The sequence below is a fragment of the Paenibacillus sp. V4I7 genome (genome assembly GCF_030817275.1).
Taxonomy (GTDB): Bacteria; Bacillota; Bacilli; order Paenibacillales; family NBRC-103111; genus Paenibacillus_E.
In genome coordinates this window covers 86,261-111,591 of record NZ_JAUSZD010000002.1, presented here as the reverse complement: position 1 = coordinate 111,591, position 25,331 = coordinate 86,261, and the positions used below count along the sequence as shown (strand labels likewise).

The 25,331-nt window shown below is 45.9% G+C and carries 22 protein-coding genes; 11 read left to right on the top strand and 11 right to left on the bottom strand.

Annotated features, from left to right (window positions below; all coding sequences use genetic code 11):
* Positions 1 to 47: 47 nt before the first annotated feature.
* The 3 genes from QFZ80_RS01780 to sigI all read right to left on the bottom strand — a co-directional run bounded on the left by QFZ80_RS01780 (position 48) and on the right by sigI (position 3,435).
* Positions 48 to 1,061, bottom strand: a complete 1,014-nt coding sequence (locus QFZ80_RS01780; protein WP_307556926.1) for an aldo/keto reductase — start codon at positions 1,059 to 1,061, stop codon at positions 48 to 50.
* A 218-nt stretch (positions 1,062 to 1,279) separates the two neighbouring features.
* Positions 1,280 to 2,626, bottom strand: coding sequence for an anti-sigma factor domain-containing protein (locus tag QFZ80_RS01775; RefSeq protein ID WP_307556924.1), 1,347 nt, complete (start codon positions 2,624 to 2,626; stop codon positions 1,280 to 1,282).
* Positions 2,627 to 2,655: 29 nt separating this feature from the next.
* Positions 2,656 to 3,435, bottom strand: coding sequence for an RNA polymerase sigma factor SigI (gene sigI, locus QFZ80_RS01770; protein WP_307549407.1), 780 nt, complete (start codon positions 3,433 to 3,435; stop codon positions 2,656 to 2,658).
* Positions 3,436 to 3,631: 196 nt separating this feature from the next.
* On the opposite strand from sigI, the gene QFZ80_RS01765 reads away from it, so the two are divergent.
* Entirely contained in the window at positions 3,632 to 4,276 is a 645-nt protein-coding gene (locus QFZ80_RS01765; RefSeq protein ID WP_307549409.1) for a helix-turn-helix domain-containing protein, read from the top strand.
* Here QFZ80_RS01765 and QFZ80_RS01760 read toward each other — a convergent pair.
* Entirely contained in the window at positions 4,247 to 4,876 is a 630-nt protein-coding gene (locus QFZ80_RS01760) for a hypothetical protein (protein WP_307556922.1), read from the bottom strand. The genes QFZ80_RS01765 and QFZ80_RS01760 overlap by 30 nt on opposite strands.
* A 180-nt stretch (positions 4,877 to 5,056) precedes the next feature.
* Between QFZ80_RS01760 and QFZ80_RS01755 the strand changes: the two genes are divergently transcribed.
* Positions 5,057 to 5,830 (top strand): LytR/AlgR family response regulator transcription factor, encoded by a 774-nt coding sequence (locus tag QFZ80_RS01755; RefSeq protein WP_307549412.1) that lies wholly within the window; start codon positions 5,057 to 5,059, stop codon positions 5,828 to 5,830.
* A gap of 67 nt (positions 5,831 to 5,897) precedes the next feature.
* On the opposite strand, the gene QFZ80_RS01750 is transcribed toward QFZ80_RS01755, so the two are convergent.
* Positions 5,898 to 6,320, bottom strand: coding sequence for a hypothetical protein (locus QFZ80_RS01750; protein WP_307549413.1), 423 nt, complete (start codon positions 6,318 to 6,320; stop codon positions 5,898 to 5,900).
* A 215-nt stretch (positions 6,321 to 6,535) separates the two neighbouring features.
* Between QFZ80_RS01750 and QFZ80_RS01745 the strand changes: the two genes are divergently transcribed.
* The 9 genes from QFZ80_RS01745 (at position 6,536) to QFZ80_RS01705 (ending at position 20,623) form a co-directional block, all read left to right on the top strand.
* Positions 6,536 to 7,042, top strand: coding sequence for a DUF4912 domain-containing protein (locus QFZ80_RS01745; RefSeq protein WP_307556920.1), 507 nt, complete (start codon positions 6,536 to 6,538; stop codon positions 7,040 to 7,042).
* Positions 7,043 to 7,051: 9 nt separating this feature from the next.
* On the top strand, positions 7,052 to 9,886 hold the full coding sequence (locus QFZ80_RS01740; RefSeq protein ID WP_307556918.1) for a 1,4-alpha-glucan branching protein domain-containing protein: 2,835 nt from the start codon (positions 7,052 to 7,054) through the stop codon (positions 9,884 to 9,886).
* 183 nt (positions 9,887 to 10,069) lie between these two features.
* A complete protein-coding gene (locus tag QFZ80_RS01735; protein ID WP_307556916.1) occupies positions 10,070 to 12,472 on the top strand; it encodes a sugar phosphate nucleotidyltransferase in 2,403 nt (800 codons plus the stop codon).
* 72 nt (positions 12,473 to 12,544) lie between these two features.
* A complete protein-coding gene (locus tag QFZ80_RS01730) occupies positions 12,545 to 12,757 on the top strand; it encodes a hypothetical protein (RefSeq protein WP_052228876.1) in 213 nt (70 codons plus the stop codon).
* 160 nt (positions 12,758 to 12,917) lie between these two features.
* On the top strand, positions 12,918 to 13,436 hold the full coding sequence (locus tag QFZ80_RS01725) for a DUF4912 domain-containing protein (protein ID WP_307555755.1): 519 nt from the start codon (positions 12,918 to 12,920) through the stop codon (positions 13,434 to 13,436).
* Positions 13,433 to 16,489 (top strand): 1,4-alpha-glucan branching protein domain-containing protein, encoded by a 3,057-nt coding sequence (locus QFZ80_RS01720; RefSeq protein WP_307556914.1) that lies wholly within the window; start codon positions 13,433 to 13,435, stop codon positions 16,487 to 16,489. Before QFZ80_RS01725 ends, QFZ80_RS01720 begins: the two co-directional genes overlap by 4 nt.
* A gap of 222 nt (positions 16,490 to 16,711) precedes the next feature.
* On the top strand, positions 16,712 to 18,673 hold the full coding sequence (locus tag QFZ80_RS01715; protein ID WP_307555757.1) for a glycoside hydrolase family 15 protein: 1,962 nt from the start codon (positions 16,712 to 16,714) through the stop codon (positions 18,671 to 18,673).
* Positions 18,674 to 18,841: 168 nt separating this feature from the next.
* Positions 18,842 to 19,420: a TetR/AcrR family transcriptional regulator gene (locus QFZ80_RS01710; RefSeq protein WP_307549424.1), complete on the top strand. Its 579-nt coding sequence runs from the start codon at positions 18,842 to 18,844 to the stop codon at positions 19,418 to 19,420.
* A 63-nt stretch (positions 19,421 to 19,483) separates the two neighbouring features.
* Positions 19,484 to 20,623: a cytochrome P450 gene (locus QFZ80_RS01705; protein ID WP_307556911.1), complete on the top strand. Its 1,140-nt coding sequence runs from the start codon at positions 19,484 to 19,486 to the stop codon at positions 20,621 to 20,623.
* 174 nt (positions 20,624 to 20,797) lie between these two features.
* Here the strand turns inward: QFZ80_RS01705 and QFZ80_RS01700 are convergent, their stop codons facing one another.
* The 6 genes from QFZ80_RS01700 to QFZ80_RS01675 all read right to left on the bottom strand — a co-directional run bounded on the left by QFZ80_RS01700 (position 20,798) and on the right by QFZ80_RS01675 (position 25,325).
* Positions 20,798 to 21,529, bottom strand: coding sequence for a glycerophosphodiester phosphodiesterase (locus tag QFZ80_RS01700; protein WP_307556908.1), 732 nt, complete (start codon positions 21,527 to 21,529; stop codon positions 20,798 to 20,800).
* 95 nt (positions 21,530 to 21,624) lie between these two features.
* Positions 21,625 to 22,776: a hypothetical protein gene (locus QFZ80_RS01695; protein WP_307556906.1), complete on the bottom strand. Its 1,152-nt coding sequence runs from the start codon at positions 22,774 to 22,776 to the stop codon at positions 21,625 to 21,627.
* A complete protein-coding gene (locus QFZ80_RS01690) occupies positions 22,773 to 23,087 on the bottom strand; it encodes a glycerophosphodiester phosphodiesterase (protein WP_307556904.1) in 315 nt (104 codons plus the stop codon). The genes QFZ80_RS01695 and QFZ80_RS01690 overlap by 4 nt, the downstream gene beginning before the upstream one ends.
* Complete coding sequence (locus QFZ80_RS01685; protein ID WP_307556902.1) at positions 23,065 to 23,529, bottom strand: glycerophosphodiester phosphodiesterase family protein; 465 nt, start codon at positions 23,527 to 23,529, stop codon at positions 23,065 to 23,067. Before QFZ80_RS01685 ends, QFZ80_RS01690 begins: the two co-directional genes overlap by 23 nt.
* 19 nt (positions 23,530 to 23,548) lie before the next feature.
* Positions 23,549 to 24,379 (bottom strand): carbohydrate ABC transporter permease, encoded by an 831-nt coding sequence (locus tag QFZ80_RS01680; RefSeq protein ID WP_307556900.1) that lies wholly within the window; start codon positions 24,377 to 24,379, stop codon positions 23,549 to 23,551.
* A gap of 13 nt (positions 24,380 to 24,392) precedes the next feature.
* Positions 24,393 to 25,325 carry a carbohydrate ABC transporter permease gene (locus QFZ80_RS01675; RefSeq protein WP_307556898.1) on the bottom strand — a complete coding sequence of 311 codons (933 nt, stop codon included), beginning with the start codon at positions 25,323 to 25,325 and terminating at the stop codon, positions 24,393 to 24,395.
* Positions 25,326 to 25,331 lie beyond the last annotated feature (6 nt).

The following is a 25,331-nucleotide window of genomic DNA, read 5'->3' as shown; positions in this document are numbered from 1 at the left end:
TTCTCCTTACCTTCAAATAGTTTCTGTAGTTTCTATAGTCTCTCCAATTAATAAAAAGAGGCGGCTTTCTGCACGACTGACTGCATCGGCAGCTGGTAAGGACACTTCTCTTCGCAAAGCGGTTTCTCTTTGCATGGATCATGGTCTGCACAGCCTACTATTCTATCCTTTTGTCTTTGGAAAAATCCGTCTCCCTTGGGGAGCAAACCAAACTTCTCTCTAAATCTACTAGCAATCATCACATCAGGGATGGAGATTTCAAGCGGGCAAGAACAATAGTTACAGCGTCTGCAATCGTGTTGACCTAACTCTATCGCTAATTGCTCCAGCTCCTGGCGCTCCTCGGCTCCTACTTCCTGCTCCTGCGCAGCCAAGTTTTCTTGCACTTCCTTGATGCTCACCATCCCGGAAATCGTCACATGCACGTCTTGACTGTATGGATAGCGGATGGCCTGATCAACTGGTTGAATGAACCCGCCGGATAAAGGCTTCATGGCTACTTTCATTAAATCCATCTCTGTCGCTTTTGGGATCAACTCATCAAGTGCAAACGGCTGTGCCAAATTGAGATGAAACAAAATCTGCGAAAATTGCCCCTTGGCGATCCATTTCGCAAGTAAATCTGGACGGTGTCCGGAAATGCCGATAAATCGCACTTTCCCTTCCCGCTGAGCCTCAAGAGCAGCTTCATAAGCGCCCCCAATATCCATCGCTTTCTTAAACTCGCTTACATAGTTCACGTAGTGAATTTGCAGTAAATCTACATGGTCTGTTTTCATCCGAACCAAGCTTCGTTCAATCTCCGCTTTCGCTGTCTCGTAATCACGTGCCCCTGTCTTCGTTGCTAAGAAATATTCCTGTCTGCGATGAGAGATGCACTCGCCGATAATTTCCTCGCTGTTCCGGTATGCAGCTGCAGTATCGATATAATTAATCCCATGATCCAAGGCGTAATTCAATGCTTCTCTTGCCTGTTCTAATGGTACACCTGGAAGATTCATAGCACCAAATCCAAGTGATGAAACGTTGTAGCCGGATTTACCGAAAGTCGAATATCTCAAGCCAAAATCTCCCTTCCAACTAAGAAAATCAATCATAATTGCGCTTACAACTATTGTAATACAACTCGGTCCTAGTTTCCATGATCCATGTTCCTCCAATAAGCTCTGCCGAATAAAACATACATAAACACCCCAGGCATAACTTCACATAATAGTGAAGTAAGCCTAGGGTGTTTATCTAGGGTGCTTATGTACATATTCTATTCTATTAACTCTTACTAATCCCTTTTATCATCGTTGTTTTTTGAATCGTTGTTCCGATCGCTCCAGCTCCAAGGGAAAACGGTGCTTCTATCATTTTCCGATTTCGGTTTCTGCGTTAGCTTAGCAGATGCAGATGGCTTAACCGTCGGTTTGCTTGAGCTTGTTGGCTTACTGGAAGGTTTTACAGTAGGCTTAGGCGTTGATGTCGCTCTAGGCTTTGAGGATGATTCTTTTTTGGAATCATCCTCATTGTCATCATCCGAGCGGTTCGGCTTTGGCGTTGATTTGTTGTCATTATTACGATCATTGCCATTCCTATCGTTCTTGACATTCTTGTCATTCTTATTATCGTCGTTCTTATTATTATTGTCGTTCTTGTCATTCTTCGAAGACGGTGTCGGTGTTGGTTTCACCGTAGCCTTGCCATTATTCCCGTTCTTGCTATTGTTATTTTTATCATTCTTCTCGTTTTTATCGTTGTTCTTGTCTTTGGCCGATTTCTCGTTTTCAATTTGCTGAATTTTCTCGCTTAGCTTTCCGGATTTTTCATCTGCGATTAGCCTTTGCAGAGACGATTTATCGATCGGTTTATCCGGCTTTACCAGTTTATCAATCCCGCCGTTATCCTTTGCGAGTTGATGAATTGACACCGATTTGATGTCGTCGAGAGATACTTTCGCACCATTGTCTACCGCATTTAAATATATCGCGTACTTCCCGGCCGATACACCGCTTGCCTTCGCCTCTTGTCTTACTTCTTGCGGGGCGGCGAACGCAGTCACTTCATAATTTTTAACCTGATCGGGATGGGTTTGCTCTATATGCTTACTCACCTGAGCTTTCAGCTTTGTAGCAATGGCCTGATCATTCACATCCGTTTTTTGTTCTACAATCGTTGAGCTGATAATGATATCTGCTTCACCTCTAGCAAGTGCTCCTTGCTCGGCTTTGTCTAAAATATCGGATGTAACAGCTTCTAACGACTTGCCCTTATAGACTAACGATTGAATTAAGTCATTGCCATCTGAATTTAACCCAATTAAATCCTGAACGACTTCATCATTATCAATTCCTATTTCTACACTAGGATTGATATCAATGGTTACGTAAGCAACCACTTGGCCACCTGGAACCGTTCCAGTCAACGTTGATACTAAAACAAAGCATAGTACAATTGCCGCCGCTAGTCCCGATGCAATTGCCATTTGCGGCACACGCATACGCCGCTTCACAGGTGCGTATAGTATCTCTTCCCCAACTTCACAATTCCGCGTTCCCCTCGGAAGCTTATCGAACCGACCCTCTGGATTCATGACAATAATGGAGCTGTCGCTTATTTCCATTACGATTCCCTTGTTCATGCGCTGTTCTTCCTTTCTTTATGCTTTCCTCATTCTCGAATATGTAAATAATCTCGCAAGTAAGGGTAGGGTCCGTTAAAGATGAGAGCTATCGCAATCAAATACTTACGGTTTCGCTCCAATGTTTTTCTGGAAACCTGAACTTGCTCCAACAGCTCTTTAATCGGCAGCTGCCGTTTCGTCAGAAGAGTACGCATAAGCCCTGCATCCTGTGCTAGCGTGCGGCCGATACCGAACAGCATTTGCCTGGAATCGTCGTGTTTAGGGGATGCTTCTGTCAATTCAGAGAAATCGATATCAAAATCACTTAAACATCGGCTAAAATCAATAATTTCACTTCGCCGTTCTTCAAGTCCCTTTTGCTTTTCATAAGCTTCAATAGCTTGATGAACCTCAATTGGATTGAGTAGGTTATCTTCATCATCTTCTTGATCGAACGAGCTGTAAGGAATCTGACCTTTGAAACGCTGTTCTTTTCGTAAAAAATCAATTAATCTTCTCCGCATGACTGTTTCAGCAAAGCCTAGGAAAGACCTTCCCATTACGGAAGAATATTGATTAATTGCTTCATTAAACGCTGCTAAAGCGATACTGAATTCGTCATCTCGTGCGGGGTCGATATATCGCTTGCAGAACCTACTTGTAACTTTAGCCACATAGGGCTGGTAGTCAGCAATAAATTGATTCCTAAGTCGTAGGTCTCCTGCTTGAATTTGATGTATGGTAACCTCAAGGGAAGAGGCATGCGGTTCACTTTGTCCCTGGGATTCCTTCTTTCCAAGAAACTTTTTGAATAGTACCAGTAGCACCGTTCCACCTCACAGTATAGTAGTTTCGTCCCTATGTATAACAATTCGGGGGGTACAATTATATGTAATCAGAAATAAAAAGTAAATTTATTATACCATAGATGTTCAAATGGGCACCTAATGGCAAATAAAACCTAAAGTACGGTTTCAATTTAACATTGAATCCTTTACAATTAAGGCATGGGAGGTGTTTCATTTGGAACCCGGCAATCACTTTGGCAAGTTTCTCGAGACCTTACGAGGTAAATTGTCCTTGCGTAAAGTTGCAAGTAAAAGCGGCTTGTCTCATGCCTATATTAGGGATTTAGAGCTCGGACGTAATCGTACCACGAATGATGTCATCAAGCCATCCCCTGACACCTTGAGAAAGCTATCGCAAGCCTATCAATATCCTTACACAGATTTACTAATAAAAGCTGGATATTTAGAAAAGGACGCCTCGTCTTCGCCAACTTCCTTTCAAATCCGTTTAGATAACGTCTGGTATGTTGAGTTTGGTATTAAATCGATCCAATATGTTTCGCCTGATGGCATCTTGGAAGAGAACGTAGAATCTCTTGTGGCGTTCACGAGTTTCATAGAAGCATTAACGGATCATCATTTTGTGAAATTGGACATGCATCTTTTCGTTAATCTGAACAAAATAAAAAAGTATGCCCCCTCAGAAGGCAAACTTTATTTTCATGCTTATGAAGAAGGTCCTAGTGTCACCATCGCTGCTATGCCGCAAAAGAAATATCACCAGACTCTTCTCGAGTATGAAGCTCGCAATACAGGGTTTGTTGTGGAAGCTGAATCTAACCCCCGGCACTCATCTTTGAAAGCCAAGTTCCTTACCTAACATGACATAGATGAAGAGAACTGTTGCCATACTTAGCAATTGGATCGGCATCAGCGCGCTTAGCACGCTATCCGGATAGGAATAACGGTATGTGATTCCAATAATAACAACAACAATGAAGAGATAGAAGCCAGCATTTTCCCTAGTCAGCGGTATTCTCGTATAATTCGAGAGAAAAGTAAATCCGAGCCGAAGCTTATGAATGGCAAGAAGAACGCCGCATTTCGTCATAATGGTCAAAAGCAATATCAAATTAGTCGTTAATGAGTCATCCTTGATATCTGTGTAAGCAGCAAGATCGGTTAAATCACAACAAAAGAGGACAGTCGTAGATACGATGACCGATAGAATATACCCGGATAATGCTATGATTAAAGTCGGTACAAGGCTAAATTTCCAAACCATTATAAGCAGCGAACAAATAATACAAACGTATAATAAAGGCCAATTGTCGAAATAAGCGACTATCGTTCCTGCGAGTGCAGCGAGCGTTATTTGTATCCAATATGGTTTCACTCTTTGTCTGAAAAGTAATAATGCGAATAAAATCATTGGTACAAAATCAATACAGGTTAGGATAAATTTCACCCATGTAAACAAATACACGTTCCCTCATTTCTAAGCCACTCTTAAGCAGTCTACCTAATTTGAATCCACAACTAGAACTATACAAGATAACCGTTCTTTTGCCTTCAAAGTGGACTAAGTTGGCTGTTTCTGAGTATAAGTTGACAGGATGCATGCGGTCCATGGGTGAGAGGATGGGAGTGCGATGAACGTATGGGACACCGTTTCACAGTGGCCATCGTAGAAGATAACTATTGGGCAGGCAAACTACTTGAAAGTTATAGCCAACAATGCGGGCTAAGAGTCATATCAATCGTTTCTGAAGGCGAACAATTCATACAATTATACGATCAGCTTCAGCCTGACATATTGCTAGTGGACATTGGATTGGAAGGAAATTTAGATGGCATCACGATGGTTCAATCCTTGCGAAGCGCTGGATATCAGCAGAAAGTCATTATGGTTAGCGGAACGACGAACATTGACCATGTTTTGACGAGCTTTCATGATCTAGGATCCCTCTACTTTCTGTCCAAGCCAGTGATGCTGCCAAAGTTTCAAGCGGCTATTCGGAAGGCCATTACGGAGATTCAACTAGAACGCAGTCAACAGCTACAAGCACCGAAGCCTAGAACTACAACATGGATTACTGTCAAAAATCAAAAATCAGAGCTCCCTATATCTGAAGATTCCATCCTCTTCATTGAGAAAGAAGATAAGCGTTTGTCCAGAATCCATCTCATGAATGGAGCACATATGGAGTCCAGCACGAATTTAACGGATATACTGGCTCAGAGCTCCCCTCATATGTTCAGTCCGTTCAAAGGTTTTCTGGTCAATTTGCGCCATGTGGTATCGTATGTGAAAGAAAGTGGCTTCCCCACATCGAGAAGATTTCTTATTCATTTAAATCATACGCCTGTTAAGGTTCCCCTGAGCAGGAATCTTCAGAAGGATTTTGCGAAGCTTTTGCAAGAACTTCAATAAATGAGAAAAATAAAAAATAGCCACCCCTTTCCGCTAGGAAAAGAGAGTGGCTTTATCAAGGAAACCTCTAGGTGTGCTTGGAGGTTTTTTTGTTTTTCAGTTTATCTCGGCGTACACTCAGCATTTTCAATCGTTTCTTAAGCTGATCTTCCCATTCACTATCGCCAATAGATTTCGCGACCCCAAGCAGATCAAGGGCCATATCAATTTGACAGCGTACTATATCTAAAGGCTCTTCGCCTTCATGGTTGACACAATTATCATGCAATAGATGATCCTTACCATCTACATATTCCGTAAAATCCACCTCAGGAGCACCATCACCGTGAGCATACTCCGCTAGTATCTCGTATTCGTTCTCCACCAGATAGTGAACTTCAATGCGATGACATACCGGGCAAAAAAGAATGGGCACATTGTGAATTTGTGTACGAATGTGCTTCAAGGTACCTTTCGTTCCAATCATACTGGCTCCACAACAAAAACTCATGAAAAACCCTCCCTTAGAGCTTTCCGTTAGGAAAGCTTGCATCGTAAGCATAAACTTCTTAACCCGGATTAGTCCAATATATTCGCCAGAAAAGTTTGAAATTCCTTTTTTTTAGGACAGCTAGATTTTAGCAATCTACGCATATTTTTCTTTGGAAAAGCGAATGCTTTTACAGTGAAAAGGTAGTAATTAGCATTAGAAAAGAGGAATTCACCTTGAAGGCATTACCTACCGCAGGGTTCGAGGTTCCCGATCGGTATAACAAGGACATACTCCATCTTATGATCGTGGATGCACATTCGCTCTATGTTTATTGGGAAATTAGCGATAGGCTGAGATGGCTTGTTTCTCAGCATTTTGAATGCGACTATGCGTTAATGCCCAAAGTGATACGTTTGTACGATGTGACTAGCCTATATTTCAATGGCAGTAATGCACATGGATACTGGGATGTAACAACGACGTCTGAAGCTAATAATTGGTATCTTCACCATCTAAGTGCAGGACGTACCTACCTTGTGGATATTGGCACTTACACTTGGGAGCACGAGTTCATTCCTCTTCTTCGTTCCAATTGCGTCGTCACACCTAACGATACCGAAACCAAATGGGGAGAACCGATGCAAACGGTTATACCAGAAGCCCATGCCGAACGTGTCTACAATCGAATCAAGCCATATTTTTTTGAAAATATACAAGCCTACTCTCCTTATGTGAGGTGACGTTATCTCTTGATCAATCGCATCAAACCGAAGCCAGAGCTCAAGGGATATTTGGTTCTCATGCTGCATGCTCACCTTCCCTATATTCGTCATCAGGATCAGAGCGATATTTTGGAAGAACAGTGGTTCTACGATGCCATGACGGAAACGTATTTACCCCTAATTGAAGTCATGAATCGTCTAACAAGTGATAAGATAGATTTCCGCTTGACCTTCTCCATAACTCCGACTATCTTGTCCTTGTTCAGCAATCCAAACTTGCAGGACAACTATCACGCTTACCTTAGTAAGCTTATTGGGCTCGCAGAAAAGGAACAGGTTCGGTTACAAAAAAAACCTTCTCTTCTTCCTCTGGCCAGACGTTATGCAGAACGATTCCGTGAGCTTCTTACGCTATATGAAAGCTGCAAAGGAAATGTCATTGCCACATTCAAACACTATCAAGATATAGGTCGTATTGAAATTGTTACCTCGGCCGCTACGCATGGATTTCTTCCTCTAATGAAAACAGAAGAGGCAATACATGCACAGATTATGACGGCAGTTCGGGATTATGAACGTTATTTCGATCAAAAGCCTCGCGGCATCTGGTTACCTGAATGTGGCTATACGCCTGGTATTGACCGCATTTTGAAGCAGGCTGGGATCCAATATTTCTTCACCGATTCCACAGCTATCGCTTTCGCTTCACCGCAGCCGACTCGAGAATTAGCTGCCCCGCTCATGACCCCCTATGGGGTAACTGCCTTTCCTCTGGATCCGGAATCCACCAGTCAAGTCAGGAGTTCCGAAAACGGCTACCCAGGGGACTTCAACTATCGTGAATACTATAATGACATCGACCCGGCAACAAGGTTTAAATATTACCGCAACACAAGCAAAGGCAGCCACAAGGAACCTTATCAACCAGAGCGAGCCCTAGAGAAAGCGTCTGAACATGCCGGCCATTTCCTGGCAAATCGCCAGAAGCAGGCCGCTCATTGGGAACGCTGGCTGGATCGCAAACCCCTCATCGTATCCCCCTATGATGCGGAGCTATTTGGGCATTGGTGGTATGAAGGACCTCACTTTCTTGAGCTGTTCTGCCGCAAAATGTTTCTCGATCAGCAAACGATTAAGATGATTACACCTAGTGAATATCTAGAGGAATATCCAATAGCTGCTGTCGGAAATTTGAACGAATCTAGTTGGGGCCGTAACCACTCCGCCGAAATATGGCTGCAGGGACATAACGACTGGATTTATCGTCATCTGCATCAAGCCGAAGAGCGGATGATCGAGCTCACAACGAAACATGAGCATCTCTCTCGCCATGGTAAATTAAGCGCCAGCGTTCTGGAACGGACTTTGAATCAAGCTGCAAGAGAATTCATGCTAGCTCAAAGCAGCGATTGGGCGTTCATGATGGACGCACAGAGTGACGTCGACCATGCCATTCGCCGAACGAAGGAACATCTAGGATGCTTCCACCATCTCTGCGATCAGGTAGATCGGGAACAGGTTGACGAGGTACTTCTTACCGTTTTGGAGGAGAAAGACAACTGCTTTCCAAATATCCAATTTCGAGATTACGTAAGCATACAGCAGCTTTCCCCTATCCCTATTATTCCAAACTTGAAGGAATGGGAAACATTACTGGAGGAAACTAAACACCGTCCGAACGTATTCATGCTTGCTTGGGAATACCCGCCCAAACATGTCGGTGGCTTATCAAGAGCAGTCCATGAGCTATCGGAAGCTCTTGTCGCTCGCGAAGAAATCGTACATATCATCACAACCTCCTATGATGGTGCGCCTAGTTTTGAGAAGATGAATGGCGTTTACGTACATAGGCTCCCTATTAACCATTCCGGTGATACTCACTTTTACCACTGGACGTTCGAAATGAATCTTGCCATGACCGACCATCTTGTCAGATGGAAAGAAAACGGCGGGCGAATCGACCTTTTGCATGCGCATGATTGGATGGTTGCTCATACGGCAAGAGAAATAAAGACCAGCTATGGCATCCCTTTAGTAGCCACGATTCACGCAACAGAATGGGGACGAAATCAAGGAAATCTATACTCCGACCTGCAGCGCAAGATTCATCATTTGGAGTGGCAGCTGACTTATGAGGCTAATCGTGTTTTTGTATGCAGCTCCTATATGAAAGAGGAAGTAGGACGTATATTTAATCTTCCTTCCGATAAAGTGAGCGTACATCCGAATGGAATTCGAACTCAAAAACCAAACGTAGAGACAATGAACCGACCTCATATAGTAGCAAAGCAAGACAAAGTCATTTTCTTCATCGGAAGGCTTGTTTATGAAAAAGGCATTCAAAACCTGCTGGAAGCTCTGCCGAAAATCATTTCACAAGTCCCGCAAGCTAAGCTCATTATCGCTGGCTCTGGACCTATGGAAGGTGAGCTGCGCTCCCAGGCTGCCTTTTTAGGAGATCGCGTCTTATTTACCGGTTTTGTTGATGATGCTTATCGCACACAGCTTTATCAATCTACGGATGTTTGTGTGATTCCGAGTTTGTACGAACCTTTCGGTATCGTAGCGCTGGAAGCCATGGCCCACCGGAAACCTCTGGTACTCTCCGACACAGGCGGTTTAGCTGAAATTATTCGGCATGGTGTGGACGGCTATAAGGCTCTCCCAGGTCATGTCGATTCATTAGCTTGGCACATTACGGATATGCTGATGCAGCCAAAGCAAGCCGCCAAGATGGCTGATAGCGCCTACCAACTGCTGCAACAGCACTACCAATGGAGCCATATCGCTCAAAATATCCAGAATGAGTACCAGAAGCTTACCCACTACCAACCTGTCATTCAGGTCAAAGCAACAATTTAGCCTTAGCCACTCATTAAAGGGTGGGAACTAGAGGACGCTATTTCTTTCAAAAGTGCAAAGTGCAGCATTGGGGGTAAATCATAGAAATAGCTGATTGACGTTCCCTTTGCCTACAACAATTACGGGAAAACCGCTCTTACGATGCAAGTTTTGCTAAAGAAAAATTCTAAGGAGGTACCACAAATGAAGGCTGTTATTATGGCCGGAGGCAAAGGAACGCGACTTCGTCCCCTTACCTGTCATCTCCCCAAGCCCATGGTGCCTCTTCTCGGTAGGCCCTGCATGGCCTATATCATTGAACTGCTCCAAAATCACGGCATTCAGGATATAGCAGTCACCATGCAATACAAACCTGAAGTAATACGCGACTATTTTGGCAGCGGACAAGCTTTTGGCGTCAATCTTCATTATTTCGAAGAAACAAGTCCTCTAGGTACAGCTGGGAGTGTGAAGCATGCGCACGAGTTTCTCGACGATACCTTTATTGTAATAAGCGGGGATGCATTAACTGATTTCGATTTGAAACAAGCACTCGCTTTTCATAAAGAAAAGCAAGCCAAAGCTACGTTAATCCTGACTCGTGTCAGCCATCCTTTGGAATATGGTGTTGTTATCACAAATAAAGAGGGGCAAATTACTCGTTTTCTGGAAAAACCAAGCTGGGGGGAAGTGTTCAGTGACACAGTAAATACAGGTATTTATATTTTGGAGCCTGAGATGCTGGAACGCATACCGCTGGGGCAAGAATTTGATTTCAGCCAGCAGTTTTTCCCTGCCTTGCTTGAAGAAAACAATGGGCTCTATGGATATATCAGCTCTGGATATTGGACGGATATCGGCAACCTGCAGCAATATCGTCAAACTCAGTTTGACATGCTAGACGGGAAAGTGAAGCTCGACATACACGGAACACAGATCCGCCCTGGCGTCTACATCGCAGATGATGTAGAAACAAGTGCTACCGCTCGTGTGATAGGTCCTGCTTTCATTGGGAAAGGGAGTAGGCTGGAAGACGAAGTAGAAATCGGTGAGTACTGCATCATCGGGCAAAATAATCAACTCTCCAAAGGGAGCAAATTAACGCGAAGTGTGCTGTGGGATCATAACCATATTGCTGAGCACAACGAATTGGCCGGTTCCACACTGACTAGTCGGATTATTTGTAAAGAGGCCTCCTATTTGGGGGACGGCTCGGTTGTCGGCAACCATGTGGTCATCGGTGCGAAAAGCCGCATTGAACCCAACGTAAAAATTTGGCCCCATAAACAAATTCGTGATAAGACCCGTCTTCATACCTCCTATATCTGGGGAGATAACGCAACCAAAACATTATTCAAGACAAGCGGCGTAAGTGGTATTCCAAATCTAGATTTAACACCGGAATTAGTCGCTAAATTCGCCACAGCCTATGGAGCAACCTTAGCTCCCGGCAAAACGCTCATGGTAAGCTGTGCTCCCCATACGTTCACTCGTTTATTAAAGCGTACACTGACAGCGAGCCTACAATCTGTAGGGACGCATGTTATTGATTTAGGGGATTGCTTTGCACCTGCATCTACCTTTGCTATTCGTCACTTGGGTGCTGCTGGAGGAATTCATCTCGAGTGGTCTGGCAAAGAGAACGATGCCTGCAGTCTTCTCTGTATGGACGCTGAAGGACTGCCTATTCCGAAATCAGCAGAGCGTAAAGTGGAGAACAGCTTTTGGCAAGAAGATTATGGACGGGCCACTATGAAGCAGATTGGCAGCTACAAAGAAGAAGTGCACTGGTTACAAACTTATATAGATGCTTTGGCCCAAGAAATCTCATATGAACGTGCTCATCAGTCTTCTCTTCGCATCGTCATTGAATCGAGTTCTTGGCTGCAGCCTTTCATTGTTCCATTTTTCGAAAAGCTGGGGCTTGAAGCTATCCATGTGACATCTACAAGTAGGCAGGAACCGCTTCACGTCTTTATCCCACTATCTGCTGCGAGTTTCGGTTTACGTGTTCACGATGATGGACAAACCATGCAGTTAATAACGGAAAAAGGCGAGCTCGTAGACAGCGATTTACAAACCGTCTTCCTCTATCTTTGTTACCTGCACAGCCGTCCAGGAGCAACCATTGGTGCTCCCGGCAGTGCACCCCAGCTTCTAGAAAGCATGGCCGAGGGGCTTGGCGGGAAGATCGTTCGTACGAAGGAATGGTCTCGAGCCATTATGGAAGCTACACAAGAAGCGAGGATACATCCCTTGTTCGATTCTCTCTTTGCCATTGGATTGGTGATTCTCCATTTGGAAAGAACCGGCGTTCCGCTCTCGGATCTGCTCTCCTTGTTTCCTAGCTTTCATCTTCTTCGTGAACGTGTTGATTGTCCTTGGGATTCCAAAGGAGAGGTCATGCGGAGCATGATGGAACGGACGAAAGATGTACCCGTTGATCTAATCGATGGCATTAAGTTTTATCATGAGAATGGGTGGGTCCTGCTGCTGCCTGATGCCGATGATCCTGTCTTTCAGCTTGTAGCTCAATCGACGGATCCTGAACTTGCTCAGCAGCTTGTCCATTCCTATCGTGGACACATTCTAAACGCACTTGGGTAAGCATAATTATAGTATAGATGTATCCGATACGTGGTTTCCGAAGTCTACGATGAAGGGGAGAGCGGCGTGAATATGATTCCAAGCGTTTCTAGACAGATCGCTTTTGTACAGTATGACGATCAATCCTCCAGCATGACCGTGCAATATCATACCGGTTTCAAAGCATCTTATACCAATGTCAAACAGGATGAATACCTTTTGATATTTTCTTCGGTGAATCGGTACGATTCCTTAATGAGACTTACGGAAAACCGGTACATGGAAGGGCAAAATCCAACCAAGTAAGGGATATACAAGTGATCTCCCCCTTTTAGATAAGGTGGAGATTTTTCGTTTGTATGGCGCATATGCTACAATGTTGCTCAAGATCCTTGCAGCTTATTTTCCATAACTACCCTGAGAAAAGGTGAGACCGATACCTATCCAAGCTCTCTCTGTTGATCCTATGGATCGGGATACACTTCATTTGCTTATCCAGTCCCCGACCGTTCTGTTTACTTACTGGCAGCTCTCTAGCAGAAAAAAGAACATGGTACAGGAACATTTCGATACAGACTGGCAGTCACTTCAACCTACATTGCGATTTTATCATGTAACCGATCTACCTATAGATAGCCACCAAGCTGACAGTGTCTCAGAACTTCTACTTCCCCAAGGAGAATCATGCTTTGTGAGCGGGTTTCACCCAGGCCAAAGTTACTTCGCGGATCTTGGTATTCTGAATGAACAGGGGCAGTTTCTCCCGCTTCTGCGTTCCAATACGATTCAGACTCCCCCAATAGATACGAATCAAGATTATCCTTCTCACCAAATAACGAATGATCAACTAGTTACATACCGGCCTATTGCCGTTTCCTTTCAGCTAATGACGCCTGAACCTAATGAGCATTTCTCTGCCTATTCGGTGTATTCACCGAAGACCGCATACTCAGCAGATACAGAATCTGGAGGCGATACTGATTGAGCACAAACACAAACGCCAACGTGAGCACCAGCACTAATGTACAAGGCTTCGTTGCCTTGCTTTTACATGCCCATATCCCCTATGTTCGACATGAGGAAGAGAACATCACCCTAGAAGAACGATGGTTCTTCGAAGCCGTTGTCGATAGCTATCTTCCTTTGATCGAAATGATGGAGCGGCTTCTTGAAGATGAAGTGCCCTTCCATCTCACCTTGTCATTGTCCCCGACGCTTCTTGCCATGCTCGAGGATTCACGTTTAAAGATTAGGCTTCGCAGGCATCTAACCTCGCTGTGTGAACTGGCTCAGAGAGAAGTTATTCGTCTGTGGGGTCATGCCGACTTCGGGCCCACGGCAAAGCTCTATGCCGACCAGTACCATCGGCTTATGGCTTTGTACGATCGCCTTCGGGGCGATCTGATTGGTAAGTTCCGCAGCCTAAAAAGCACTGGCTGCTTAGAATTAATAACGTGCGCCGCGACGCATGCGTTCTTGCCGCTAGTCAAGAACGACTCCGCGCTGCGCACGCAGCTCGAGGCCGCCGTAACGGAATTCCGGCGGCATTTCGGGTCCGCTCCGGCTGGCATCTGGCTGCCGGAGTGCGGCTATACGCCTGCGTTGGAGCCCCACCTGCAGGCACTTGGCCTTCGCTACTTCGTAGTGGACGCCCATGCGCACGCGCAGGCTGTGATAACGCCGCAGGTGGACGCGGCGAACGCGAATGGCACCGCGAATGTAAAGAGCGCGGCGGGGACGCCGCTGCGCACGCAGAGCGGCGCCTGCGCCTTTGCTCGGGACCTCGAAGCCGGCGCCCAGGTATGGAGCGCCGAAGTCGGGTACCCGAGCGATCCCAATTATCGCGAATATTATCGCGATATCGGCTACGACCTCGGCCAAGACGGCGGGGCCGAGTGGGAGTACTTGAAGCCCTATGTGCTGCCTGACGGCGCACGCATACATACGGGCTTCAAGTACTACAGCGTCACCGGCGCAGCGGCAGGTGACGCCAAAGCGCCCTACCACCCGGCGCGGGCCGCTCAGAAAGCTCAGCAGGATGCTGAGCATTTCGTCGCTAGCCGGGTGGCGCAGCTTCGCCGCCTCGCTGAGGAGCGCGAGGCGTTAGCTCTGGCCGCCGGCGACCGCGAAGCGCGGCCGGCGGAACCGCCGGTCATCGTATGTCCATACGATGCCGAGCTGTTCGGGCACTGGTGGTACGAAGGCCACCAGTGGCTTGAGGCCGTGCTGCGCGGGCTCGCTGCCGCGCGCAGCCATGAAGGCGTAGTCGTGGACACGACTACGTTAGGCGGCTATGCCGCCGCCCATGCGCCGACCACGGAAGCTAAGCTTCCCGTGTCGAGCTGGGGCCGCGGCGGCTACGCCGAGGTCTGGCTGCAGCCGCGCAGCCAGTGGGTACATCCGCTGCTGCACGCGGCGGAGGATCTTATGGTGCTTGCTGCACAAAAGCACCCGAACCCCGAGCTGCTCACAAAGATGCAGCAGCGCGCAATGAATCAAGCCGCGAGAGAGCTTATGCTCGCGCAAAGCAGCGACTGGACATTCATCCTAGATGCGGAAACGGTAACCACCTATGCGGCTAACCGCATAGAAACGCATTTATCCCATTTTCATCAATTACTTAACGGACTAGAAACAGCAGCTTCAGACAAAGAGCTATCCGAAATCGTGATTTCCTTAGAACGGAGATCCCCCTTTCTACCGGAGCTCCACTACCGTCTTTTCCAAACTAGCCCTTCCATAAGTTTGAATAGCTCTTTGGATAGTACTTTATTAAAATTCTCATCCAATACCAAGTCCACACCTCTGCGTATTCTTATGCTCGCATGGGAATATCCGCCGCGTGTAATCGGTGGTCTCGCCAGAGCTGTTTGCGACTTATCTAAGCATCTTGCTGCCTTTGGCCATGAAGTTCATGTCATTACGTGTCTTGCTCCCGATTGTCATCCCTATGAGCGTTCTGATGGGGTTCATATTCATCGTGTAGAGGTTCTCCAGTCCACTGGAGCCATTCACTTCCTGGATTGGGTCTTTCAAATGAATATGGCTTTCACCGATGCTATCTATCGCTTAACTTTACAAGGCATGCATTTCGATCTCATTCATGCTCATGATTGGCTTGTCTTTTATGCAGCCAAAGAATCTAAAAAAACACTACATCTCCCGCTCCTTGCAACGATCCATGCCACCGAGTATGGCCGAAATCAAGGGAAGCTGGATACCCCAGTGCAACAACGGATACATGCAATAGAAAATAAGTTAGCCGACGAAGCTGATCAGCTCGTTGTCTGCAGCCTTTATATGCAGCAAGAAGTCATTCGCCTATTTCATGTACCTATCCATAAAACGACTCATATACCTAATGGTGTTATTCCTTTTCGCGCAGCTGCTGCTTCCCTTGTGACTGTTAGTCCGCTTCTTTCTAATGCTCTTTTTAGCGGTGATGAACAGAATCGAATTATTGCTTTCCTTGGGAGGCTTGTTTATGAAAAGGGCGTGCATATCCTCATAGCCGCCATGCGGCTTGTGCTCAAACGTTACCCTGAAGCTAAGCTGATTATCGCGGGTACAGGGCCTGAGCTTGAAGCATTAGAGAGACTAGCCGCTCCGTTAAGTGACCGGGTCAGCTTTACAGGATTTCTAGATGAGACCGACAAAAATCAGCTTTTGCTTTCCGCGGAGCTTTGTGTCATTCCAAGCCTCTATGAGCCATTTGGTCTTGTAGCTTTGGAAGCAATGGCTAGCGGGACACCACTCATCGTATCTGATACAGGAGGTCTTGCTGAAATTGTGGATCATGGTATTAACGGTTGCAAAGTGCCCCCGGGGGATGCTAACGCACTAGCTTTTCAGATTGCCCAATTTTTAGAAAAGCCTGACGACGCAACCGAACTCGCCGCGGCCGCTTTGAGCAAAATCAGCGAGACCTATCATTGGGACCAGATCAGCACTTTGACAACCGAAACTTACGATAAATTGATTCTCCTTCACCCACAGCGGTCAGGTATATTCCCCAACCAGAAGGAAATAATGAAATAATATGGATAACTATGCCAGCTTGTAAGCGTGACCAGTGGGAATTTTCAGAATTTTTTCAAACAATCATTGATTCCTTGGTAATAATTAGGTAACCTATTGGCAAGCCCTGTGCTAACTATGTCCTAGTCACTAGCGAATCGAGGACGCGATATCCCAAGCTGGATACCTCAAGGACGGGTTCTGAATCGCGCGATCAAACAAACGAGTGGGGAAGTGATTTTATTGCCTAGACATCTGGTCATCGGAAACGGAAAATTTCTTATTAACCTCGATCAGCATTCCTACATGCGAGATCTGTATTATCCTTTCGTAGGCCAGCTTAACCATATTGGCGGTTATCAATGCCGTGTTGGTATATGGGTGGATGGTTCCTTCGCCTGGCTGAATGCCCCTGAATGGCAATTTAAACTTGCCTATGTGGAGGATTCGCTCGTCACCGAAGTGACAGCTACGCATCCCGGTCTTGGTGTCACTCTACTCATGAATGACGGGGTTCATCAGCGCGAGGATATTTACCTCAAACGTATCCAAATTACGAATCACAATAGTACCGTTCGCGAAATACGGATGTTCTTCAATCAAGACTTGCTCATTAATGAGACAGAAGTTGGGGATACAGCCGCTTACTATCCAGCGAATAATACGGTATTCCATTATAAGAAAGACAGATATTTTATGTTTAACGGCAGTACAGGAACCGAAGGCATTTATCAATACTCAACAGGTGTCAAAAGGTTTTATAATGCCGAGGGAACTTGGCGCGACGCGGAAGATGGGCATTTGATGGGCAATGCCATTGCTCAAGGCTCAGTCGATAGTACAATTTCTTTTCGACTCTTCGTACCACCGGGCGGCAACCAAACACTTTATTATTGGATGGGTGCAGGCACATCGCTGGAGGAAGTCAAGAAGCTCGATGCTTATGTCAAAGATAGCCACCCTGGTAAACTCCTTGACCGCGTAACCGTGTACTGGCAAAGATGGGCAAACAAAATTGAACGCGATTACGGCGATCTGCCGCTCGAAGTCCAACGGCTTTTCAAACAAAGTCTACTGCTTGTCAGGACCCAAACGGATGTAAACGGTGCGATCATCGCTGCGAACGATTCCGATATCATGCAAAGCAATCGCGATCATTACAGTTATATGTGGCCTCGGGACGGCGCTTTAATTGCTTATGCCATGTCCATGGCCGGCTACCAAGGTATGATTATTCCTTTCTTTAACTTCTGTGCGAACGTGCTGTCACCTGAAGGTTACTTGCATCATAAATACAATCCGGACGGCACCGTAGGCTCAAGTTGGCATCCATACATTCATTCCGGACGGGTACAGCTTCCTATTCAAGAAGATGAGACTGCCCTTGTGCTATATGCCCTTTGGCAGGATTTCCAGAAAAATGGAAGCCTCGAATTCGCCCAATCCCTCTATCGCAATCTCATTCGCAGAGCGGCCAGATTCATGTCCACTTACATTGATCAGGAATTGAACTTGCCGAAGCCAAGTTATGATCTGTGGGAAGAGCGTTACGGTATATTTACGTTTACCGCTTCAGCGGTTTATGGCGGACTTATTGCCGCTTCCAACTTCAGCAACCTGTTCGGGGATGAAGAGCGAAGCAATCGTTACAAGCATACAGCGGAGAAAATCAAATCCGGTATCCTCAAGCATCTGTGGGACGAAGGAGAACAAAGATTCGTTCGCGGCTTGTACATGGAAGATGGCGAATGGGTGAAGGATATGACGCTCGAAAGCTCCGTTTACGGCATCTTTGAATTCGGCGTTCTGCCTGCTGATGATGATCGTGTAGTGAGTACGATGAAAGCCAACAAAGCTGGACTCATGATCAAAACCGAAGTCGGAGGTTCCGCTCGTTATCATCACGACTATTATTTCCAACGCTCCACGGATATTGAGAACGTGCCAGGTAACCCTTGGATTATTTGTACACTGTGGATTGCCGAATGGGAAATCGAGTGCGCCAAGTCACTGGCGGATCTCGAAGCACCGCGTCAAACCCTTGAATGGGTCGTCAAACACGCCATGGAAAGCAGCGTTCTGTCGGAACAATTAGACCCTTTCACAGGTGAACCCGTATCCGTTGCTCCACTCACTTGGTCGCATGCCACTTATGTGCTGACCGTCGTGAAGTACTTGAACAAATATAAACAGCTTACCAAGTGAAAAAAGCTTTAACATATTTTAACCTCCCATGGATTTGAACATTTGTTCATTTCGGGAGGTTTTTTTATTTCATTTTGAGAACAAAGTTGACATCTCTTTTTCCAATATGTTACACTTCTTTTGTACTGACCAGTCAGTTTTACCATGATTGATGAAAGGCGGATCTCCTTGAGTAAAGAGAAAATTATCCAGACAGCGGTTGAAGTGTTTTCAGAAAACGGTTACCATCGAGCAAGTATGGATGAAATTGCCATGAGAGCAAATGTCGCCAAAGGTACGCTTTACTATCACTTTCCAGGTAAAGCCCAATTGTTTAAGACGCTTGTTAAAGATGGTTTTCAGGAGATTATTGATAAAGTTCAGACCGATCTTAAAGCCAATCTTACTTTGGAAGAACAAATCAAAAGGATCATTAGGCACAACCTCGATCTGTTTTTGGAATCAAGCAGTTTAGCGCATATCGTTTTCAATGAACTATCCAACGGCATCGATCAGGAAGTGCTTGAAGAACTGAAGAAACTAAGGATTGATTACATTCATTTTCTTGCCAACGTCTTGGAAGAAGGAAAGCAAGAAGGCGTACTTCGCGATGTTAACTGCAATTTAGCCGCGGCGGGGATCGTTGGGATGCTCGACAGCGCAAGTAATTATTTTTTGAACAACAACAATGAATTGTCTCGTGATCATATTGAACAATTCTTTTATACGATCATTACATCAGGTTTGTTTATGACTAGCGGTGAGTAACCGCCCTTTTTTTGGGGAATTATTATACTGACTAGTCAGTTCAAATATAATGAGATGGAAGCGATGGTGAATCTTATGAATTGGAGAACGGCTAATGAATTGATACCTTTGTCTTATTTTAACGAAATGCGTGCCTCTTCCCCCGTATCGTTTAAAAAGGAGACCGATTCCTGGGACGTTTTCAAATACGAAGACGTCAAAACGATATTTTCCGATCATGAGCATTTTTCTTCGCAAGGTGTAGGAACGATGAAAGATCCGATTGAAGCGAGTGTTCTAAGACAGGATCCGCCTAAACATCGGCAGTTGCGAATGCTCGTTTCTCAAGCTTTTGTTCCTCGGATCATCGAAGGACTGACGCCAAAGATTGAGGCGATAGCGAGTACGTTGTGTGACCAAATGGAAGCAAGCGGTAAGATGGATGGGCTCCATGATTTTGCAAGTCCGCTGCCGATTATCGTCATTGCCGAAATGCTAGGTATTCCTCAGGAAGATCGAGAGCGTTTCAAAGAATGGTCGGATGCGTTGGTCGGAAACAACTCCGAGCGATATTATCAATGCCAAGAAGAGATGAGCGTCTATTTTACCGCTATAGCGGATCAGAGACGGCTTGAGCCGCAGGATGATCTGATTAGCCGTCTCGTCCGCGCGAAGGCAGATGGGGAACAATTAAGCGATCTGGAAGTGATCGGCTTCTGCATCCTGCTGCTTGTAGCGGGAAATGAAACCACAACCAACCTAATTTCCTCAGCACTTCTCCTTATCGATAGCCATGCAGATGTAAAAGAGCAGCTTTTGGCGGATCGATCCTTGGTCCCACAGGCTCTTGAGGAAGTTCTTCGTTATTGTTCACCTGTTCAAACAATGATTCGAACGGTAAAAAAGACCACAGTTCTACGTGGGCAAACACTTACTCCCGGACAAATGGTCAACATCTGGATGGGCTCGGCCAACCATGACGAAGACATATTCGAGCGCCCGAACCTCTTCGACATCCACCGGAATCCTAATCCCCATCTTGCTTTTGGTCACGGAATTCACTTCTGCTTAGGAGCGCAATTAGCTCGTTTGGAAAGTAAAATTGCTATTCAAACATTTCTTAACCGATTCCCTGAGTTCCACCTCGATCGCTCTCATGTGTTGGAGAGGATCGACAGTTGGATGATGTTTGGAATCAAACAAATGCCTATTATTTTGCGGTAATCATTTTACTAACATCAGGCCACAAACTAGATACGCTTCCTAAAGTATTGATGGTGACATCTACTGTACATCATGCTGAACTCAAAGTTTAGAATCGTATAACAAAAAGACGAACTGCTATCCTCAGATAACGGCTCGTCTTTATGTCATTTTACCCAATAGCACCGGTAACAACTATATTTTTAATTGATTTACTTTCGATTTGAACGGCTCCATGCACTGCTTCCACCGCTCCAGTTCATTCGTGCAAACCCAAATATGCGGGTATTGGGAGCGTATATCATGCATATCTTGCTCATCGTCAATCGTCCACGCTATCAATTGAATGCCCTGCTCATCGCAGCGTTGAACAAATTCGTCCGTCAAATATATATATTTGACAGAAACGTATCGGGCGTCAATTTGCTTGGCAAGCGGGAAGACAGCAGGCGTTGCTCCGTAAAGAACTAGCCCAAGCTCGATCTCGCGTGATAATTCGCGCATCCGGACGATCGAATAATGATCGAAGGATGTCACGAATACTTGATCAAGTGCATCACAAGAACATACCACATCAAGTACTTTCTGTTCCAGTCCCGGGTACAGGTTGCCGCTCTGCTTCAGTTCAATGTCTACTTTGGCTTTTCCATTGGCCAGCTGCAGCACTTCTTCGAGCGTCGGGATCTGTTGACCGCCTCCGGCGTCCAATTTCCGCAGCTCGTCGAACGTGAAATCCACCACTCGGCCCTTGCCGTTTGTCGTTCTGTTGATCGTCGTATCATGAATAACGACAGGTACGCCGTCTTTGGTTAACTGTACATCCAACTCCAAATGACTATACGATAAGTCTAAAGCTGCTTGAAAAGATGCAAGCGTATTCTCAGGAACCTTCCTCGGGTATCCTCTATGGGCCAGGCCTAGAATCATTGCAGCTCATCCTCCTCAGTTTGATAATGAAGTTGAATTAAATCATCGAACTTCCAATATCATACATGAATTGTTCGCAGCTTGCCACCCAGGTCTTACTCCTGAAGCGGCAGGACTTGAATCCTGTCCAGCGCGTAGCTGGAAGAAGTTTTGTACTTGGTTGCACCCGACTCAAATAGGATATACAGCTGTCCATTCGTTTCAAACAACCCTTCGGACATGGGGGGTGCTTCCATTTTACTTTTCAAGCTTTTGCTGTCCAAGAACCAGACGGGAACATCTTTGCCCCGAACCGACACTGTGGTATGCGGTTTGTCTACAGTCATACTATTGACGAAACGGTACAGTGTACTTGCATTATTGCGACCGGATGATTGACTGAGCCATATGCCGTCCTTTGTAACAAACATGCCTTGAATGCTGCCCGGCAGCGACATAATATAGTCCGGAACAGCAGGTGTCGACCCCTGCTCTTTTGCTACAGGCAGGTCTGTCTCTGCATCCAGCTTATAGCCGACCGACCATGCTCTGTGTTCTTTATCATCGCGATTCGTCATGTAGTGTGACTTATCCGTCGGGTAGTCAGTGCCTTGAGCAAATTCGCCGATCCATAAGACGCCGTCCGCGTAAGTAGTAAATGAGGCACGCGTATCGTTTTTCACTGAACCATTGAAAGTAAGCTTACCGTTATCCGCTTTTAGGATATCTTCCGTATTGAAAAAGTTCACATCTTTTTCCGAAGAAATCCAGATATGCTTCCGACTTGCCGTGATCCCCCCGGCATGCCCCGTGTACGGAGTGCCATCGCTTTTATAAAGCTCAAGCGCCTTAACCATTTTTCCGGTACCGACGTCTATTACTGTTAGCAAGCTCGGCTTGCCATCTTCTCTGTAGTACGACACCAGGATCCATTTAAGGTCTTCCAAGTAGACCATGCCTTGCGGGATGGCATTTTGTTTTAATGCAGGGACGATGGGTCCCTGCGTTGCTTTTTGCAAAAAGTCTTTGATCTCCGGCATGTCGACGCGGATTTTAATACCCGCTTCTTCTTGTGTAATAGCAGCGGAAGTCGCTGCAGTCTGGTTGTTGCCAGACTTATTCGCCCCTCCGCTGGCAGCTCCGGCTTCTGCGGCCGGTTTCGTCGACGCTGCAGGCGTGGTCGAAACCGATGAAGCCCCCTGTTGGCAGCCGGTTACCATTAACGCCGATAATCCTGCAATGAGAACAATCCATGCCGTTCGCTTCATCGCCCTGCCCCCACGCTAGCCGTATGCGATAACAAATTCCTCAGCTTGCCTGGATAATCCGTGATAATTCCCGAGACGCCATAATCAATCAACTTCGCCATATTTTCTTCGTCATTGACCGTGTAAGCAAATACGTGAAGACCATGTGCAACCGCTTCACGCACATCTTCAGCGACGATTCGAGTATGCTTGGGATGCAGTGAGTATACCGGCGTCCCTAAGCCTGCCGCTAACTGGTTATGCTGCCCTGGGGTAAAGTCATACAGAAGACCGATCTTGATTTCCGGCTCAAGAAGCTTCAGAAACAGCAAACACCTTATGGTCGAATGATGAAACAACGACATTGTGAATGCGATTCTTGCGTCTCATGAGTTCCACCAAAGCAGACTCTAATTTACGCCCATAGGAATATTTGACTTCCACATTAATCATGATATTCGCCGGTACGAGATCGAATACTTCTTCCAACAGCGGCACACGCTCACCCGCATACTTCTCATGAAACCATCGACCAGCATCAGCTTGCTTCAGCTCCGCGAGCGTCAATTCGTTCACTTTACCGCTTATGTCCGTCGTCCGGTGCATTGTATCGTCATGAATAACGACGATTTCTCCATCCTTGGACAAATGAATATCCAATTCAATCGCGTCGCAGCCTTGCTCAAGTCCGAGACGGAAAGCCGCCATCGTATTTTCCGGCGCTTCCCCTTTCGCTCCACGATGCGCGATGACTAACAGTGGTTGTTTTGTCATGATGCATGAAGCTCCTCTCTTACTTAAATGTCGAGTTCGCCATGGCGGCAACAATATATTTCTGTGCGAACACAAACATGATAACAATAGGTAAAATGACCAAGATACTCGCAGACATCAACAGATGGAAGTTAAGCGCCTCATCCCCAGCGATTGAATCCCGCATCATGGAAATACCGACAGTCAACACGCGCATTTTATTCGAGTTGGTCATAACGAGCGGCCAGAAGTAGGCATTCCAGCTGTGAATAAAGCTGATGACGGTCAATGTAGCTACCGTCGGCATCGCCATCGGGGTCAGAATGCGATAAAGCACCTGCAAACGACTCGCTCCATCCACTTTAGCTGCCTCAATCACATCGTTATTAATCGATCGGAACATTTGGCGCAAAAGAAAAATGCCATATGCTGAAGCCGCGTGTGGAATGATCAATGCGTAGTACGTATTAATCCAGCCTATTTTCGACAGCATCACGTAAATAGGTACGAACACGACCTGCTCTGGAACAATCAGCGCCGCCAGTACAAGAACGAACAGGGCATCTCTGCCTGGGAACGCACCTTTCGAGAAAGCGTACGCAGCCATTACGCCGATGTTAATTTGCAGGAATACGATACCGACAGTCTGGATAACCGTATTTACGGTAAAACGATAGAAAGGAATCGCCTTGAAAGCGCTTGCGAAGTTTTCCCACATCAGCTTTTCCGGCCAAAAGCTCGGTACAGCCATGCGCAGCTCACTCGATGTTTTCAAAGCAGTGATCAGCATCCAATAAATAGGGAAAAACATAAATAACGTTATAACGATTGCGACAATGAACCGGGTACTGGTAAACAGCGGATTTTTCATATGTCACTGGCACCTACCCTTCGTAATGGACTTTCTTCTTGGACACATACATTTGCACCATGGTCAGCAAGACGATAATGAGGAAGAACATGATAACAAGAGCTGACGCTCGGCCTGTTCGGAACTCGGAAAACGCCATTTCATAAATCCAGTACACCATAGCTTTCGTTGAATCGAGAGGACCGCCGTTCGTGAGAACATCGACCGATTGAAACACTTGCATCGAAGAAATAAAGTGTGTAACAACCAGGAACAATGTTGTCGGAGACAGCAGCGGCAATGTAATTTTCCAAAACTGTGTCCACTTCGTCGCCCCGTCGATGCCGGAAGCCTCATAATATTCAACCGGGATACTTCTAAGTCCGGCGATGAATATAATCATTGTAAAGCCGACGCCTTTCCAAACCCCAATAAGGACAAGCACCCAAAGTGCGGTCTTCGTATTGGTCAGCCATTGGATCGGCTCCAATCCCACCCAGCTCAGTAATTCGTTCACCAATCCATATCGACCGTTGAAGATCCATAGGAAGATCATAGACACGATAACCATCGAGATGTAATGCGGCATAAAGATGATCGCCCGCATAAAGCCGAAAAACTTCGAAACCGAGTTAAACAAAAGTGCAAGTAGCAGCCCGAGTCCGAGTGTAATCGAAACGTCTAATATAGTGTACGTAAATGTAATTTTGAGCACTTTATAAAACATGTCGCTAGTAAGCAAATAGACGTAGTTGTCGAAACCGATGAATTTCTTCACCGGCTTCGTCATATTCCAGTTTGTAAAGCTAAGGTATAACGAATTTAGCAGAGGATAATAGATAAACAGAGTCAATATCACCAATGCGGGCACTGCAAACGAAAAGTCTTTCAAGTATTCTAACCAACGGGTATTAGACCGTTTGGTCACTTGCTGTACACGGACCGGCTGGCTTTCCGTCGCTTTCATGGCGAC

Bases quoted from the DNA above. Each gene is read 5' to 3' on its own strand.
- QFZ80_RS01685 (WP_307556902.1), bottom strand. From the start codon at position 23,529: ATGACAAAACAACCACTGTTAGTCATCGCGCATCGTGGAGCGAAAGGG.
- QFZ80_RS01695 (WP_307556906.1), bottom strand. From the start codon at position 22,776: ATGAAGCGAACGGCATGGATTGTTCTCATTGCAGGATTATCGGCGTTA.
- QFZ80_RS01730 (WP_052228876.1), top strand. From the start codon at position 12,545: ATGATTCCAAGCGTTTCTAGACAGATCGCTTTTGTACAGTATGACGAT.
- QFZ80_RS01680 (WP_307556900.1), bottom strand. From the start codon at position 24,379: ATGAAAAATCCGCTGTTTACCAGTACCCGGTTCATTGTCGCAATCGTT.
- QFZ80_RS01675 (WP_307556898.1), bottom strand. From the start codon at position 25,325: ATGAAAGCGACGGAAAGCCAGCCGGTCCGTGTACAGCAAGTGACCAAA.
- QFZ80_RS01725 (WP_307555755.1), top strand. From the start codon at position 12,918: ATGGATCGGGATACACTTCATTTGCTTATCCAGTCCCCGACCGTTCTG.
- QFZ80_RS01775 (WP_307556924.1), bottom strand. From the start codon at position 2,626: ATGAACAAGGGAATCGTAATGGAAATAAGCGACAGCTCCATTATTGTC.
- QFZ80_RS01700 (WP_307556908.1), bottom strand. From the start codon at position 21,529: ATGATTCTAGGCCTGGCCCATAGAGGATACCCGAGGAAGGTTCCTGAG.
- QFZ80_RS01705 (WP_307556911.1), top strand. From the start codon at position 19,484: ATGGTGAATCTTATGAATTGGAGAACGGCTAATGAATTGATACCTTTG.
- QFZ80_RS01750 (WP_307549413.1), bottom strand. From the start codon at position 6,320: ATGAGTTTTTGTTGTGGAGCCAGTATGATTGGAACGAAAGGTACCTTG.
- QFZ80_RS01735 (WP_307556916.1), top strand. From the start codon at position 10,070: ATGAAGGCTGTTATTATGGCCGGAGGCAAAGGAACGCGACTTCGTCCC.
- QFZ80_RS01755 (WP_307549412.1), top strand. From the start codon at position 5,057: ATGGGACACCGTTTCACAGTGGCCATCGTAGAAGATAACTATTGGGCA.